This is a genomic window from Salipiger pallidus, from assembly GCF_014643635.1.
In the GTDB taxonomy this organism is placed as follows: Bacteria; Pseudomonadota; Alphaproteobacteria; order Rhodobacterales; family Rhodobacteraceae; genus Salipiger; species Salipiger pallidus.
Genome location: NZ_BMJV01000001.1, coordinates 162,866 through 177,189 on the forward strand (window position 1 = coordinate 162,866; position 14,324 = coordinate 177,189).

9 protein-coding genes are annotated in these 14,324 nt (G+C 63.7%); 4 read left to right on the top strand and 5 right to left on the bottom strand.

Features of this window, described 5'->3' with window-relative positions:
- Positions 1-32 precede the first annotated feature (32 nt).
- Entirely contained in the window at positions 33-845 is an 813-nt protein-coding gene (locus IEX41_RS00780; protein WP_188787879.1) for a glutamate racemase, read from the bottom strand.
- Positions 846-945: 100 nt separating this feature from the next.
- Entirely contained in the window at positions 946-4,371 is a 3,426-nt protein-coding gene (locus IEX41_RS00785) for an indolepyruvate ferredoxin oxidoreductase family protein (protein ID WP_188787881.1), read from the bottom strand.
- Positions 4,372-4,548: 177 nt separating this feature from the next.
- Between IEX41_RS00785 and IEX41_RS00790 the strand changes: the two genes are divergently transcribed.
- The 3 genes from IEX41_RS00790 (at position 4,549) to IEX41_RS00800 (ending at position 9,844) form a co-directional block, all read left to right on the top strand.
- Complete coding sequence (locus IEX41_RS00790; protein WP_188787882.1) at positions 4,549-5,454, top strand: LysR family transcriptional regulator; 906 nt, start codon at positions 4,549-4,551, stop codon at positions 5,452-5,454.
- Between the two features lie 1,076 nt (positions 5,455-6,530).
- Positions 6,531-8,690: a phosphoribosylformylglycinamidine synthase subunit PurL gene (gene purL, locus IEX41_RS00795; protein WP_188787884.1), complete on the top strand. Its 2,160-nt coding sequence runs from the start codon at positions 6,531-6,533 to the stop codon at positions 8,688-8,690.
- A gap of 293 nt (positions 8,691-8,983) precedes the next feature.
- Positions 8,984-9,844, top strand: coding sequence for a LysR family transcriptional regulator (locus IEX41_RS00800; protein ID WP_188787886.1), 861 nt, complete (start codon positions 8,984-8,986; stop codon positions 9,842-9,844).
- 68 nt (positions 9,845-9,912) lie between these two features.
- Here the strand turns inward: IEX41_RS00800 and IEX41_RS00805 are convergent, their stop codons facing one another.
- The 3 genes from IEX41_RS00805 to IEX41_RS00815 all read right to left on the bottom strand — a co-directional run bounded on the left by IEX41_RS00805 (position 9,913) and on the right by IEX41_RS00815 (position 13,397).
- Positions 9,913-11,391, bottom strand: coding sequence for a carboxypeptidase M32 (locus IEX41_RS00805; RefSeq protein ID WP_188787888.1), 1,479 nt, complete (start codon positions 11,389-11,391; stop codon positions 9,913-9,915).
- A complete protein-coding gene (ctaA, locus tag IEX41_RS00810; protein WP_188787890.1) occupies positions 11,388-12,533 on the bottom strand; it encodes a heme A synthase in 1,146 nt (381 codons plus the stop codon). Before ctaA ends, IEX41_RS00805 begins: the two co-directional genes overlap by 4 nt.
- Positions 12,534-12,653: 120 nt before the next feature.
- Positions 12,654-13,397: an RNA methyltransferase gene (locus IEX41_RS00815; RefSeq protein WP_188787892.1), complete on the bottom strand. Its 744-nt coding sequence runs from the start codon at positions 13,395-13,397 to the stop codon at positions 12,654-12,656.
- Positions 13,398-13,611: 214 nt separating this feature from the next.
- On the opposite strand from IEX41_RS00815, the gene IEX41_RS00820 reads away from it, so the two are divergent.
- Positions 13,612-14,229, top strand: a complete 618-nt coding sequence (locus IEX41_RS00820; protein WP_188787894.1) for a thiamine phosphate synthase — start codon at positions 13,612-13,614, stop codon at positions 14,227-14,229.
- Positions 14,230-14,324 lie beyond the last annotated feature (95 nt).

Genomic DNA, 14,324 nt, shown 5'->3' on the forward strand with positions numbered 1-14,324 from the left:
CTTCCCTGACCTGCATCAAGCTTACGGGCCGCTTAGGCCGATTCAAACGCGATGGAGCGGCGCAGGAAGCGTGTCGCGTGGCCCGACACCTTGCGCGGATCGCCCGTCGTGAGGAAGCGGGGCTCCGTGCCGCTGCCAAGCATGCCGGGGTGACGCTGGAGATAGTCGGCAAGCGAGTCCGCCACGAGGTTGGCCTGCGAATACACCTTCACGTCCGGCCCCAGCGCATCCTGGAAGATGTCCTGCATCAGCGGATAATGCGTGCAGCCAAGGATCGCGGCCTCAGGGGTTGGCATCTTGCGCAAAAGCGCATCCACGTGGCTGCGCACCAGCGCCTCGGCCAGGATCATGTCGCCGTCCTCGATCGCATCCACGAGGCCGCCACAAGCCTGCGCCTCGACGTCAACACCGATGGCGCGGAAGGCCAGCTCGCGCTGGAAGGCCCGCGCCCGGACGGTGGCGGGCGTCGCAAAGAGCGCCACGTGCTGCACACCGACTTCACGGGGCGGCGAATTGTCACCCCACTGGCGCTGGGTCATCGCCTCGATTAGCGGAACGAAGACCCCCAGGACCCGCTTGTCGCGCGGGATGAAGTTCTCCTGCATCCGCCGCAGGGCCGCGGCGCTGGCGGTGTTGCAGGCAAGGATGACGAGGTCACAGCCGTTGTCCCAAAGGCGCGACACCGCGTCAGTGGTCAAATCGTAAATGTCATCGGCTGTGCGCACGCCATAGGGCGCATGGGCGCTATCGGCGTAGTAGACGAATGGCACATCCGGTAGGCGGCGGCTCACCGCGTCCAGAACGGTGAGCCCGCCCAAGCCTGAATCGAATACACCAACCGCCATGGCCCGTCTCCTGATCGCCGCGCCGCGCGAGTCGTGTCCCGCGCGGCCTTCGGTCCGGTCTTACGAGGCTTCGAGGCGGAAATCCATTGCGACTGTTACCTTATTCCGCCGCCTGCGACAGAGGGGCGCCGCCAGAGCGGATGACCGCCAGAAGTTCTTCGCGGCGTTTCGATGCCTCGCGCTGGTTGGCCTCCTTCACCGGGCCGAAGCCCCGGATCGACAAGGGCAGTTCAGCCAGCGCGATGGCCGCCTCCAGCGTCTGCGCCGTCACCTGCGGCAGAACCTCGGACATGTCGGCCTCGAACTGCGTGATGAGCGCCCGCTCCATCCGCCGCTCGGCAGTGCGCCCGAACGGATCGAACGGTGTGCCCCGAAGCCCCTTCAGTTTCGCCAGCAGCCCGAAGGCCGTCAGCATTCCCTCGCCATAAGTCTTCTTGACCGGACGACCGTCGGAGCCCTCCTTGGTCATGATCGGTGGAGCAAGATGGAAGGTCATCCGGAAGCCATCCTCGAAGGTCTCGGCAGCTTTCGCGCGGGTCTCGAGATGAAGTCGCGCCACCTCGTATTCATCCTTGTAGGACAAAAGCTTGTGGTACCCTCTTGAGACGGCGTCACGCAGGCTTTCGTCCTCGATACCATCGACCAGCGCCCGGTAGCGTCGGGCAAGCCGCTTGCCCTGATAGGCCACGAGATGTCGTTCGCGGAAGGCGATCCGTTCGGACAGCGTGCGTGGACGCTCGACCACTTTCGGGGTCAGAAGCGCATTGGCCTCGGCAGGATGCAATGCAGCCCAGCGACCGATCTCAAAGGCACGCAGGTTGCGGTCGACCGCCGCGCCGTTGAGGCGGATGGCATCTTCAATGGCCTGATGGGGGATTGGGACGAGGCCGTTCTGCCATGCCGCGCCGAGGATCATCATGTTGGAGAAGATCGAGTCACCCATGGTGATCCGCGCCAGTTCCGAAGTATCCAGAAGCGTCACTCGTTCTTGCATGCGCGCTTCAAGAGCAAGCTTCAAGCGGTCGTTAGGAATATGGAATTCCGGATCGCGGGTGAATTCTCCGGTGACGATCTCGTGGCTGTTGACCACCGCGCCGGTCCGTCCGGTGCGCGTGAGGCCCAAGGTCTTGGCCCCCGCACTGACAACCAGGTCGCCGCCGATGAGGGCGTCCGCCTCGCCAATCGCGACGCGCACCGCGCTGATGTCCTCGGGGCGGTTGGCCAGCCTCAGGTGGATGTGCACCGCGCCGCCCTTCTGAGCGAGGCCCGCCATCTCCATCATGCCAGCGCCAAGCCCGGCGATCTGCGCCGCCTGCGCCAGCACCGCGCCAATGGTCACCACGCCGGTGCCGCCGACGCCGGTGATGACGACGTTATGCGTGCCGCTGATTGCCGGCAGCTGAGGGTCCGGCAAATCCGGCAAATCGAGCGCCGCGGTTTCGCTCTTCCGCAGCCTCGCGCCTTCAAGGCTCACGAAGGACGGGCAGAAGCCCTTGAGACAGGAGAAGTCCTTGTTGCAGCTCGACTGGTCAATGGCGCGCTTGCGGCCAAGCTCGGTGTCCACAGGCACGATGGCGACGCAATTCGACTGCACCCCGCAGTCACCGCAGCCCTCACAGACATCGGTGTTGATGAAGATCCGCTTGTCCGGATCCGGGAAGGTCCCACGCTTGCGGCGGCGGCGTTTTTCGGCGGCGCAGGTCTGGATATACAGGATGACCGAGACACCCTCGATGGCTTCGAACCGGCGCTGGACAGCGGCCATATCGACACGCTCATGTTTATCAATGCCTTGCGGGAAGGCGTAGAAGTCCACATATTCCTTATCATCATAAACAACCGCAAGATGTTCGACGCCCATGGCCTTGAGTTCACTGGCAATTCTTCCTGCGGTAAGGTCACCCTCATTGGGTTGCCCGCCCGTCATAGCGACGGCGTCGTTGAACAGGATCTTGTAGGTGATGTTGGTGCCAGCTGCCAGTGCCGCGCGGATCGCCTGCACGCCGGAGTGGTTGTAGGTTCCGTCTCCAAGGTTCTGGAAAACATGGGGTCTTTTGGAAAACGGCGCTTCACCTATCCAGTTCGCACCTTCACCGCCCATATGAGTGAAGCCGGTGGTCTCGCGGTCCATCCACTGCACCATGTAGTGGCAGCCGATCCCCGCGTAAGCGCGCGCACCGTCGGGCAGCTTGGTCGAGGTGTTGTGCGGGCAGCCGGCGCAGAAGTACGGCAGCCGCGCGGCGATCTCCTCTGCGTTGTCTGATTTTCTCGCATCATCAAGAGATTGCATCGCAGACCTGAGACGATCCGAGCCGCGCCCCTCGTCGATAAGGATGCGCCCCAAACGCTCGGCTATCATGATGGGATCAAGAGCACCTTGGGTCGGGAACAACTCGGGCCCATGCATCGAGCCTGCGCCGCCACCGATGTGCCAACCATAGACCCGGCGGCCGCGCCGATCGTCGAAGATCGCCTCCTTGACCTGCACTTCGATCAGCTTGCGCTTTTCCTCGACCACGACGATCAGGTCGAGCCCTTCAGCCCAGTCGTGGAAGCCCCTCATATCCAACGGGAATGTCTGGCCGACCTTGTAGGTCGTGATGCCAAGCCGCTCGGCTTCCGTCTCGTCGATGCCCAGGAGCGACAGCGCGTGCACGAGATCGAGCCAGTTTTTGCCTGCTGCCACTAGACCGATCCTGGCCCCCGGTTTGCCCCACATGCGCTTGTCCATGCGGTTGGCATGAGAAAACGCCTCTGCGGCAAAGCGTTTGTGGTCGATGATGCGCTTTTCCTGCTCGTGCGGGGTGTCGCCAAGCCGGATGTTCAGCCCGCCCTGCGGCATGGTGAAGAAATCAGGCGTCGTCAGAGACATGCGGTCCGCTCTTCCGTCAACCACGGCGGTGGCCTCGACCGTGTCCTTCATGGTCTTGAGGCCCACCCAGACGCCCGCGAACCGTGACAGCGCATAGGCATAGACGCCGTAATCAAGCACCTCCTGAACGCCTGCAGGGCTGACCACGGGCATGTAGGCATCGACCATGGCCCATTCGGACTGATGCAGCACGGTCGAGCTTTCGCCGGTGTGATCATCGCCCATGGCCATTATGACGCCGCCATGTTTCGAGGTGCCCGCCATGTTGGCGTGGCGCATAACGTCGCCAGAGCGGTCCACCCCAGGGCCCTTGCCATACCAAAGGCCGAAGACACCATCGTACTTGCCTTCACCGCGCAGTTCGGCCTGCTGGCTCCCCCACAGCGCGGTGGCGGCGAGATCCTCGTTCAGCCCCTCCTGGAACAGCACGTCCGCGGCACGCAGGTGCTTTTCCGCCTTTTTCATCTGAAGATCCACGGCGCCGAGCGGCGAGCCACGATAGCCGGTAACGTAGCCGGCGGTGTTCAGCCCCGCAGCCCGGTCGCGGGCTTTCTGGATCAGCATGAGCCGGACCAGCGCCTGTGTGCCATTGAGCAACACAGGGCTACGTTCGAGGTTGAAACGGTCGTCGAGAGTGATTTCGTGCTTGGTCATGTGCGCCTCCCGTCGCTCATCACTTGTGCATCGTAACACAATTTTAGGTCAAAAACGCTGACCCTCATAGGTAATTTTTCGTGTATTATTGCGGGAGACGTTCATGTGAGAATGCATGGGTGGCCAATTAACGATTGTATCGTATAGATGGCGCGCGAGCAGGGCATAGGTACTGGAATGGACTGGGACAAATTAAGAATATTTCACGCGGTGGCTGACGCCGGAAGCCTGACACACGCGGGCGATGCGCTGCATCTCTCGCAGTCGGCAGTGTCGCGGCAGATCCGGTCCCTCGAAGAGTCGCTCAATACCACATTGTTCCATCGCCACGCCCGCGGCCTGATTCTCACCGAACAGGGCGAACTGCTGTTCGACGCGACCGCCTCAATGGTGAAGCGGATCGACGCCGCCACCGCCCGCATTCGTGACAGCGAAGAAGAAGTGTTCGGCGAACTGAAGGTCACGACGACACACGGCTTCGGCGTGCTGTGGCTCGCCCCGCGCCTGACCAAGCTCTACGAGAAATACCCCGACCTGAAGGTCGACCTCATGCTCGAGGAACGGGTGCTCGACCTGCCCATGCGCGAAGCCGATGTTGCCATCCGCATGAAGGAGCCAAGCCAGGCGGACCTCATCCGCAAGCGGCTGATGTCGATCCGCATGCGCATGTATGCCTCGCCCGACTACCTTGCTGAACGGGGCGAGCCGCTGTCACTCGACGATCTTGGGAAACACCGTCTGATTTGCCAGAACCCCGCCTCGGCGCAGGTGGCCGCCGGCAAGCTGCTGGTGCAGGAACTGCTGACCTACGACATCCAGACCGCGCTTACGGTGAACAACTATTTCGGCGTTCTGCAGGCGGTGGTTGCGGGCCTCGGGATCGGCGTGCTGCCGGACTACATCATCGAAGATTTCCCAAAAGTGGTCCGCGTACTGCCCGAGGTGGAAAGCAACGAGGTGCCCGTGTTCCTCGCATACCCGGAAGAACTGCGTCATTCCAAGCGCGTAGCCGCGTTCCGCGACTTCGTTCAGGACGAAATCTTCGCCCACAGGCGTCAATTGAGAGCAATGGGCGCAGACTAAGATACTGCTTAAAGCGTGAGACATGCGCCACATGCATAGCGGGAATGCTACGGTTGCGCCCTCTTAATCCTTGAACGACTCAATACTGATAACATATTCGGCAGATGAAGGTTGAAGCGCCCTTCGGCGCATCATCTTCATACCTCCCTGTTGGACTACGGCCGAGCTTTGTGCTCGGCCTTTTTTTTAGGTGCTTGCTCTGGCCAGCTTTTTTGCTCAGGCGGTTCTGCAACCTCGATGCTATCCTCACATAACGGCTTCCGCGCTTGGCTGGTCGCTCGACTCAACCTCAGGGCTCTTCAGGGGGCTTTCAGGTGGTGGCTTTCATCGCGTCGTTTTCGTCCCGACGGTTCTTTCTGAGGCAGGCTTCTCCAATGCCCTGACCGCCTGCACCCAGATACTGCACCTGAGCCCACGGACCGGGTCCGCGCGCTTTGTGACATGACCTTGCCGCGGAACAGGGAGCGGATCGCCCCGGACCGGAGACATCCGACACATCGATACGCATGCCCATATCATGAACGGCGGTGCCCCCGCCGCCGGTGCGTTCGTCGGATACGTTGCTCGGACGGCATGTCATCTCTCTGAAAGCCTCCAGAACCTCCAAGGACAAAAATCTCTGTAATCACACAGTCCAGGGAGCCTCGAAGAGGCCGGGAAAATGTCGGTCCGCGCTGAACTCTCTTCTCAAGCGCCCGCTGGGGGACGAAGACAAGCGGCTGGCCCAAGCAGAGGCACGGTGGCGACGCTGACACAGCTGTGCCGTTTGGCCGGCGCGCAACAGAAGCCCTTTTTCACGCGCAAACTTTGGCATGCGGCACGGCATCGTCGGAAAGAGCGCGACCTGAGACCGCCTGCGCATTGCCGTGCGATTCTACAGGCTGGAACGCAGCGGGCAAACGCATGACCGGAGCCACGGGCTAGATGAAACCCAGGTGCGCCGGCTGGCCCGGTTGCTCCGGATGGGTCACACCTGACAATTCACGGCGCAAAGCCACAGCTTTGGGCCGCGCCCCTCTTCCCCCGGCGTGAACCATGCACTAAAGAGCGCGCAAGTCTTCCAGAGGGGAAAGTTCATGCAGGAACCGGCAATCACCGAAGAGCTGATCGCGGCACACGGCATCAAGCCGGACGAGTATGCGCGCATTCTTCAGATCATGGACCGCGAGCCGACCTTCACCGAGCTTGGCATTTTTTCGGCCATGTGGAACGAGCACTGCTCGTACAAATCGTCCAAGCTTCACCTCAAGGGTCTGCCCACCAAGGGCCCGCAGGTGATCTGCGGACCCGGTGAGAATGCCGGCGTTGTCGATATCGGTGACGGTCAGGCCGTGGTCTTCAAGATGGAAAGCCACAACCACCCCTCCTACATCGAACCCTATCAAGGCGCGGCCACCGGCGTCGGCGGCATTCTGCGGGACGTGTTCACCATGGGCGCGCGCCCGGTCGCGGCGATGAACTCGCTGTCCTTTGGTGAAAAGGCCCACCACAAGACCCGTCAGCTGGTGCATGGCGTGGTCGAAGGCGTGGGCGGCTACGGCAATTGCTTCGGCGTGCCGACCGTGGGCGGCGAAGTGCGCTTCCACCCGGCCTACAACGGCAACTGCCTCGTCAACGCCTTTGCGGCGGGCCTCGCGGACACCGACAAGATCTTCTATTCGGCCGCAAGCGGCGTTGGCCGCCCGGTGGTGTACCTTGGCGCGAAGACGGGCCGTGACGGCGTCGGCGGCGCGACCATGGCCTCGGCGGAATTCGACGAAACCATCGAGGAAAAGCGCCCCACGGTTCAGGTGGGCGATCCCTTCACCGAAAAACGCCTGATGGAAGCCACTCTGGAGCTGATGCAGACCGGCGCCGTGATCTCGATCCAGGACATGGGCGCGGCGGGCCTCACCTGCTCGGCCGTGGAAATGGGCGACAAGGGTGGCCTTGGCATCCGGCTCGACCTCGAGAAGGTGCCACAGCGCGAAGACGGCATGACCGCCTACGAGATGATGCTCTCCGAAAGCCAGGAGCGCATGCTCATGGTGCTCGACCCGGCCAAGGAAGCAGAGGCCAAGGCAGTGTTCGTCAAGTGGGACCTCGACTTCGCCATCGTCGGTGAGACCATTGACGAGGACCGTTTCCTCGTGGTGCACAACGGCGAGGTCAAGGCGGACATGCCGCTGTCCAAACTGTCCTCCTCGGCACCGGAGTATGACCGTCCCTGGACCCCGACCGAGGCCGCTGCCCAGCTCGATGACGTGCCCGCCGTGGACCCGATCGACGGTCTGAAGGCGCTGATCGCCAGCCCCAACTACAGCTCGCGCCAGTGGGTCTACGAGCAGTACGACAGCCAAGTGATGGCCGACACCGTGCGCATCCCGGGCTTCGGCTCGGGCGTGATCCGCGTTCATGGCACCGACAAGAAGCTGGCTTTCACCAGCGATGTCACGCCTCGCTATGTCAAGGCCAACCCTCAGATGGGTGGCCGCCAGGCGGTGGCAGAGGCCTATCGGAACCTCACCGCCGTGGGCGCCCTGCCGCTGGCCACCACCGACAACCTCAACTTCGGAAATCCCGAAAAGCCCGAGATCATGGGCCAGTTCGTCGGCGCGCTGAAGGGCATCGGCGAAGCCTGCGAAGCGCTCGATATGCCGATCGTGTCGGGCAACGTGTCGCTCTACAACGAGACCGACGGCGTTGGCATCCTGCCGACTCCGACCATTGGTGCCGTGGGCCTCATCGCCGCCGATGAAGAGCCGATCCTAGGCTATGCGCGTGACGGCCACGTGGCCATCCTCGTGGGTGCGCCGGGCAGCCACCTGGGGCAGTCGGCCCTGCTTGCGGAGGTCTTCAACCGTGAAGAGGGTGACGCCCCCGCGGTCGATCTGGACGAGGAAAGGCGCAACGGTGAATTCATTCGCGCCAACCGCGAATGGATCAAGTGCTGTACCGACCTCAGCGATGGCGGCCTTGCGCTTGCCGCGTTCGAGATGGCCGAGGCCTCCGGCGTCGGCGTCACCCTCGACAGCGCCGATCAGGCTGAACTGTTCGGCGAGGATCAGGGCCGCTACCTCGTGGCCTGCAGCTACGACGCCGCCGAGGCGCTGATGATCGCTGCCGGTCAGGCCGGCGTTACCATCCACACCGTGGGCCGTTTCGGCGGCACATCGGTCAAGCTGGGTGGGTCTGACGTGGCCCTGGACGAGCTGTCGGCGGTCTACCGCTCCAGCTTCGGCGATCATTTCGGCTGAACTTCCAGCCAGCTTCGAAACCCACGGGCGCGCGCCATCGCTGGCCGCGCCCGTTCCCGTTTGAACACAGACTTTAATCGCAACCACCGCGTTCCAGTGGCCGTCGAATGCGGAAAATACCGTTATTTCTGCAAAACCGGGTTTACTAATGGATGATTAAATTTATATCATCTTCAATTGAAAGTTGGATGGTCGCTTGCGCCGCCATCGCTGGTATACCGTGTTTCGTATCGCCTGTTTTCCCCTCATCCGTTGCGGCCAGCGCCGCAGTGCCAACAAGCTGACCTCGAAACATGAACAATTGGGACGATCTCAGGTTTCTTGTCGCCCTATCCAAGACCGGGACGATGACAGCCGCAGCCAAGAGCCTTGGCACCAACACAGCCACGGTGTCGCGCCGTATCGAGCGCCTGTCCGAGACCCTTGGCCAACCAGCCTTCATCAAGACTGCAGATGGCTGGCGGCCCTCGACGGCGATCAGCTCGCTCATCCAGCTGGCGCAATCCTTTGATGGCCAGTTGCAAAGCGCGCTGAACGAACACGCCGGGGACACCGAGGCCGAGGCGGTGACGATCAACATCGGCTGTTTCCCCATCCTGACCAACCTGATCCTCGTTCCCGGGCTGACCGAACACCAGGATCTTCTGGGCGGGGTCAAGCTTACCTTCTCGGACCGGTTCTTCAAGGAAGGGCTGGGGGACCACGATCTGGTCATCCAGTACCATCGCCCCGCACAGGGTCGCATCGTGGCCCGCAAGGTGGGCACCATGTGCTATCGCTTCTGCAAGTTCCGGGACGCGCCTGATGCAACGGAATGGGTCGGTCTTGGCGAGGCCCATGACGGCTCGACATTGATGCGCTTTGGCCACGAGCATTTCAATCGACCTCCGAAGGTGCGGGTCGATAACCTCACGGCGCTCCACGGCCTCATGCAGGTGACCCGCCTGCCCGGCCCGGTTCCCGAGATCCTCGTGCAGCGCGATCCCAACCTCATTCCCATCTCCGATGACATGCCGTCCCAGGTCGAGGAATGCTGGGTGTTCTACCATGAGAGTCGGCGCAACGATCCCGGCATCCGTCGCGCGCTGGATTGGATCATCCGCTGTTTCGACACGGTTCCGTCGCTCGAAACGCCGCAGCACGGCAAAATCTGACCAGACCACCGTGAATGACACGACCGAGGGCGGCCTTCAACGGCCGCCCCCGGTCGTGTCATGATGGGTCAAAGGCTGTAGATGGCACCGAACTTTGCCTCGAGGTAATCCAGCAAAGGCTCTTCCGAGGGCGTCTCGCCCCCACAGGCCCGGCTGATCACCTCGCGCGGCTCATAAAGACCGCCATATTGCTGCACGTTCTCGGCCAGCCAGCCGGTGGCCGGGACAAGATTGCCTTCCTCGAGCTGCGCATCGAGATCCGGCACAGCCGTGCGCAGTGCCTTGTGCAGGCAGCCAGCATAGACGTTGCCCAGCGTGTAGGTCGGGAAATAGCCGAACAGCCCCGCCGACCAGTGCACGTCCTGCAACACACCGTCCGAGGGCTTGTCCACCGCGTACCCGAAATCGGCGCGGAAGCGTTCGTTCCACGCAGCCTCGAGATCGTCGACCTCAAGTTCTCCGGACACGATGGCCCGCTCCAGATCGAAGCGCAGCAGGACATGCAGGTTGTACTGCACCTCGTCCGCCTCGGTGCGGATGTAACCGTTCTGCACGTGGTTTACGGCAGCATAGAAGGCATCGGGACCATCAAGGCCGATGTCGCCGAAATGCTCGGTCATCCGGGCATAGAGCCAGCGGGTGAAGGCGCGGCTGCGGCCCAGCTGGTTCTCGTAGATCCGGCTCTGGCTTTCGTGCACGCCCATGGAAACGCCCTCGCCCAGCGGGGTGAACCGGTACTCGGGGCGGATGCGCTGTTCATAGGTGGCGTGACCGACCTCGTGGATGGTCGAGTAAAGACAGTTGAACGGGTCGAGCGCACTGGTCCGGGTGGTGATGCGCACGTCATCGCCTGAGCCCGAGCTGAACGGGTGCACGGACTTATCGAGCCGTCCGCGCGCCATCTCGTAACCGAAGGTCTTGGCCACGAGATGGGCAAGGCGCAGTTGCGCCTGCTCGTCGAAGGGACCAGTGGGCGGCTGGGGCTGGGGCCGTTCCAGCACCGCCTCACGCAGGGCCACGAGGCGCGGGCGCAAGGCGCCGAACATCTGCGACAGCTGCGCAGCGGTAGCGCCGGGCTCATAGTCGCTCAGCATCGCGTCGTAGACATCCCCCCCCGAAGAAAGCGCCGCGCCCTCCTCGCGCTTGAGTGCCACGACCTCGCGCAGAACCGGAGCGAATGCGCCGAAATCATCGTCGGCGCGGGCCTCGGCCCAGGCCCTGTGCGACCGGCTCGTGGCTCGGGCAAGCGCCGTGGCAAGATCCGCGGGCACCTTGCGGGCGCGGTCATAGCTACGCCTTATGTGACGCAACTGGGCGTTCGCTTCCTCGTCCAGCGCCCCGCCCTCCAGGTCGGCCAGCCAGCCGCCGATGCGCTGATCGGTGCGGCGGGCATGCAGGACGGACTCCATCGCCGCCATTTCCTCGGCCCGCTGATCGCCGGCGCCGTGGGGCATCATCACCTCCTGGTCCCAGGCCAGACGAGCCGCCACCTGCCCGAGGGCTCCAGTTTCACGGATGAAGCTCATGAGATCATCGTACGCGGTCATTTAAGGGTCCCCCGGATGGAATGTGCCTTGGGATATTGCGCTCCGAAGCGGGCGCGCAGGATCAGCACCCAAAGCACGACGGCCCCGATCTGGTGGGTGATCGCGATATGCAGCTGCGCCATGTAGAGCACCGTGGCGATGCCGAGGATCACCTGCAGCAGCATGACCGCCATCACCGCGTTGAAGCGGAAACGGGTGTCGGGATTGGCCGACTTGCGTGCCCGGAGCCACGTGATGATGCCGAAGACGAAGAGCAGGTAGCCCGCCATGCGGTGCATGAACTGCACGAGGCCGGGATCCTCGAAGAAGTTGCGCCAGACGGGCTGCAGATCGAAGGGCTGCGGCGGGAAGAACCCACCCGCCATCAGCGGCCAGTCGGTGTAGCTGCGGCCCGCGTCGATTCCGGCCACCAGCGCCCCCAGCAGGATCTGCAGGAAGGCAAAATGCATGAGGCCGGTGCCCATGGAAAACAGCTTGGCCTCGCGCCCGCGACGGGCCTGCATGAGATCCCGCTCGGGCCGCTTAAGGGCAAAGATGTACCATGCGGTGAAGCCGAGGATGATGAAGGCAAGGCCAAGGTGGATCGCCAGCCGGTACGAGGCGACGCTGATCATCTCGGCCCCAAGCCCCGAGGCCACCATCCACCAGCCAATCGCCCCCTGAAGACCGCCAAGCGCCCCAAGGCCCAGCAGCCGCGGCGTCCAGCCCTTGGGGATCTTGCGCGCCACGAGGAACCCAAAGAAGCCAAGCGCCCAGACAAGGCCGATCACCCGGCCCAGCTGACGATGCCCCCATTCCCACCAGTAGATGCCCTTGAACTCCTGCAAGCTCATCTGGTTGTTGAGGATCTCGAACTGCGGGATCTGCTGGTAGAGCGCGAATTCCGCCTCCCAATCCGCCTCGTTCAGGGGCGGGATCGCGCCGGTAAGCGGCTTCCACTCGGTGATCGAAAGCCCGCTCTCGGTCAGCCGGGTGAGGCCGCCCACCACGATCATCGCCATGACAAGGGCAAAGATCACCATCAGCCAGACCCGGATCGCGCCGCGCGCGCCGCCCCGTCCGCGGTCGATCATGCCACCCTCGGGCTGAACCCTCGGGGCGCTGTCGCCCACCTCTTCAAACAGCTTGCGCTTCTGGGACATGTCTCACTCCGTAGTTCGTGGCGGACGATAGAAGTGCTGCGATCCGCCTTCAAGACCCGCACGCCGGGACCACAGTGCAAATTCCTTGCAAGGAATTTGCCCGAGGCCCCGATGTCAGGTCTATCCGCGCTCTTTCCAGCGGACCATCTGCCGCATCACCCCGTGCAGGGTCCGCACGTCCTCGCTGGTAAAGGGCATGCGGCTCCAGAGGTTGCGCAGGGTCAGCTTCATCGCCGGCGCCTTGTGCTCTGGGAAGAAGAACCCCGCCTCCTCGAGCCGCTCCTCGTAATGCTCGGCCAGCTTCTCGACCTCGATGGCGCTGGCCCAGGCCGCGCCCGCCAGCTCGTCGCGCCGCGCCTCGACCGCCCCGCTGGCGCGGCGCCATTCATAGGAGCACAGCAGCACGCATTGGGCGAGATTCAGCGACGGGAACTCCGGGTTCACCGGCACCGAGATCAGAGCGTTGGCCTGCGCCACGTCCGCGTTCTCGAGGCCCGCGCGCTCGGGCCCGAACATCACCGCGACCTTGCCACCCTGCGCGATGCGCTCGGCGGCCACCCGCATGGCTTCTTCCGGCGAATAGACCGGCTTGGTCAGGCCCCGCGACCGCGCGGTGGTGGCAAAGACCAGGTCGCAGTCGCCGACCGCGCCCGCCACATCTTCGCTCAACACCGCCTCGTCCAGAAGCCGCCCCGCCCCCGAGGCCATGGCCACGCTGTCGGCGTTGGGCCAGCCGTCGCGCGGGCTCACGAGCCGCATCCGGTCAAGCCCGAAATTCCACATGGCGCGCGCCGCCGACCCGATGTTCTGGGCCATCTGCGGCCGCACGAGGACAAAGCTGGGCTGTCTGGTTTCGCTGGGCATGGCCCCTCCGTCGTGTTGCGCGGCCTCGATAAGCCTCTCCCCCCCCAAGGGCAAGCCTCGCGACGAGCCTGCTTCCTTTGACGACAAATATCCCCGCCGGAGGCATCCAACCCCACCGCTGGCGCAACTCATCGGCAAACGCGCCAACGCACCCCCTTGGCACCGCCCGCCCGCGCAGGATATAGCACCCCGAACTTGAGCAGGAGCCGAAGACATGGCCGACACCGAACGCCCCCAGCTGTACCTCGTCACGCCCCCCGAGTTCGACCTCTCGGATTTCCCGGCGAAACTCTCCGCCGTGCTGGAGGCCGAAGAGATCGCCTGCATCCGGCTTGCCCTCGCCACCCGGGACGAGGACCGCATCACCCGCGCCGCAGACGCGGTGCGCGAGGTGGCCCATGCTCATGATGTGGCGCTGGTGATCGACACCCACGTGGTGCTGGCGCAGCGGCTCGGGCTCGACGGTGTGCACCTCACCGACGGGGCGCGTACCGTCCGCCACGCCCGCAAGGAACTCGGCCCGGACGCCATCGTCGGTGCGTTCTGCGGTGCCTCGCGCCACGACGGCCTGTCCGCAGGCGAAGGCGGCGCTGATTACGTCTCGTTCGGGCCCTGCGCCGGTGACGCTCTCGGGGACGGGACGCTGGCCGAGCAGGAGCTTTTCGGCTGGTGGTCCGAGATGATCGAGGTGCCGGTCGTGGCCGAAGGTGGCCTGACCCCGGAGATCATCGCGCAGCTTGCGCCGATCACCGACTTCTTCGGCATCGGCGAGGAGATCTGGTCCGCGGAGGATCCGGTGGCCGCGCTCAAGGCGCTCACCGCCGCCATGTGATCTGGGCAGCCAATGCCGGCGGACCAGCTCAGGCAGTCCGCCGAGCAGGACTGAGCGATCAGGCCAGAACGCTTAGGGCAGAACGCTTAGGCCTG

What these genes read in the sequence shown, in the direction of transcription:
- purL (WP_188787884.1), top strand. Translation starts at nt 6,531, where the DNA reads ATGCAGGAACCGGCAATCACCGAAGAGCTGATCGCGGCACACGGCATC.
- ctaA (WP_188787890.1), bottom strand. Translation starts at nt 12,533, where the DNA reads ATGTCCCAGAAGCGCAAGCTGTTTGAAGAGGTGGGCGACAGCGCCCCG.
- IEX41_RS00790 (WP_188787882.1), top strand. Translation starts at nt 4,549, where the DNA reads ATGGACTGGGACAAATTAAGAATATTTCACGCGGTGGCTGACGCCGGA.
- IEX41_RS00785 (WP_188787881.1), bottom strand. Translation starts at nt 4,371, where the DNA reads ATGACCAAGCACGAAATCACTCTCGACGACCGTTTCAACCTCGAACGT.
- IEX41_RS00815 (WP_188787892.1), bottom strand. Translation starts at nt 13,397, where the DNA reads ATGCCCAGCGAAACCAGACAGCCCAGCTTTGTCCTCGTGCGGCCGCAG.
- IEX41_RS00800 (WP_188787886.1), top strand. Translation starts at nt 8,984, where the DNA reads ATGAACAATTGGGACGATCTCAGGTTTCTTGTCGCCCTATCCAAGACC.
- IEX41_RS00805 (WP_188787888.1), bottom strand. Translation starts at nt 11,391, where the DNA reads ATGACCGCGTACGATGATCTCATGAGCTTCATCCGTGAAACTGGAGCC.
- IEX41_RS00820 (WP_188787894.1), top strand. Translation starts at nt 13,612, where the DNA reads ATGGCCGACACCGAACGCCCCCAGCTGTACCTCGTCACGCCCCCCGAG.
- IEX41_RS00780 (WP_188787879.1), bottom strand. Translation starts at nt 845, where the DNA reads ATGGCGGTTGGTGTATTCGATTCAGGCTTGGGCGGGCTCACCGTTCTG.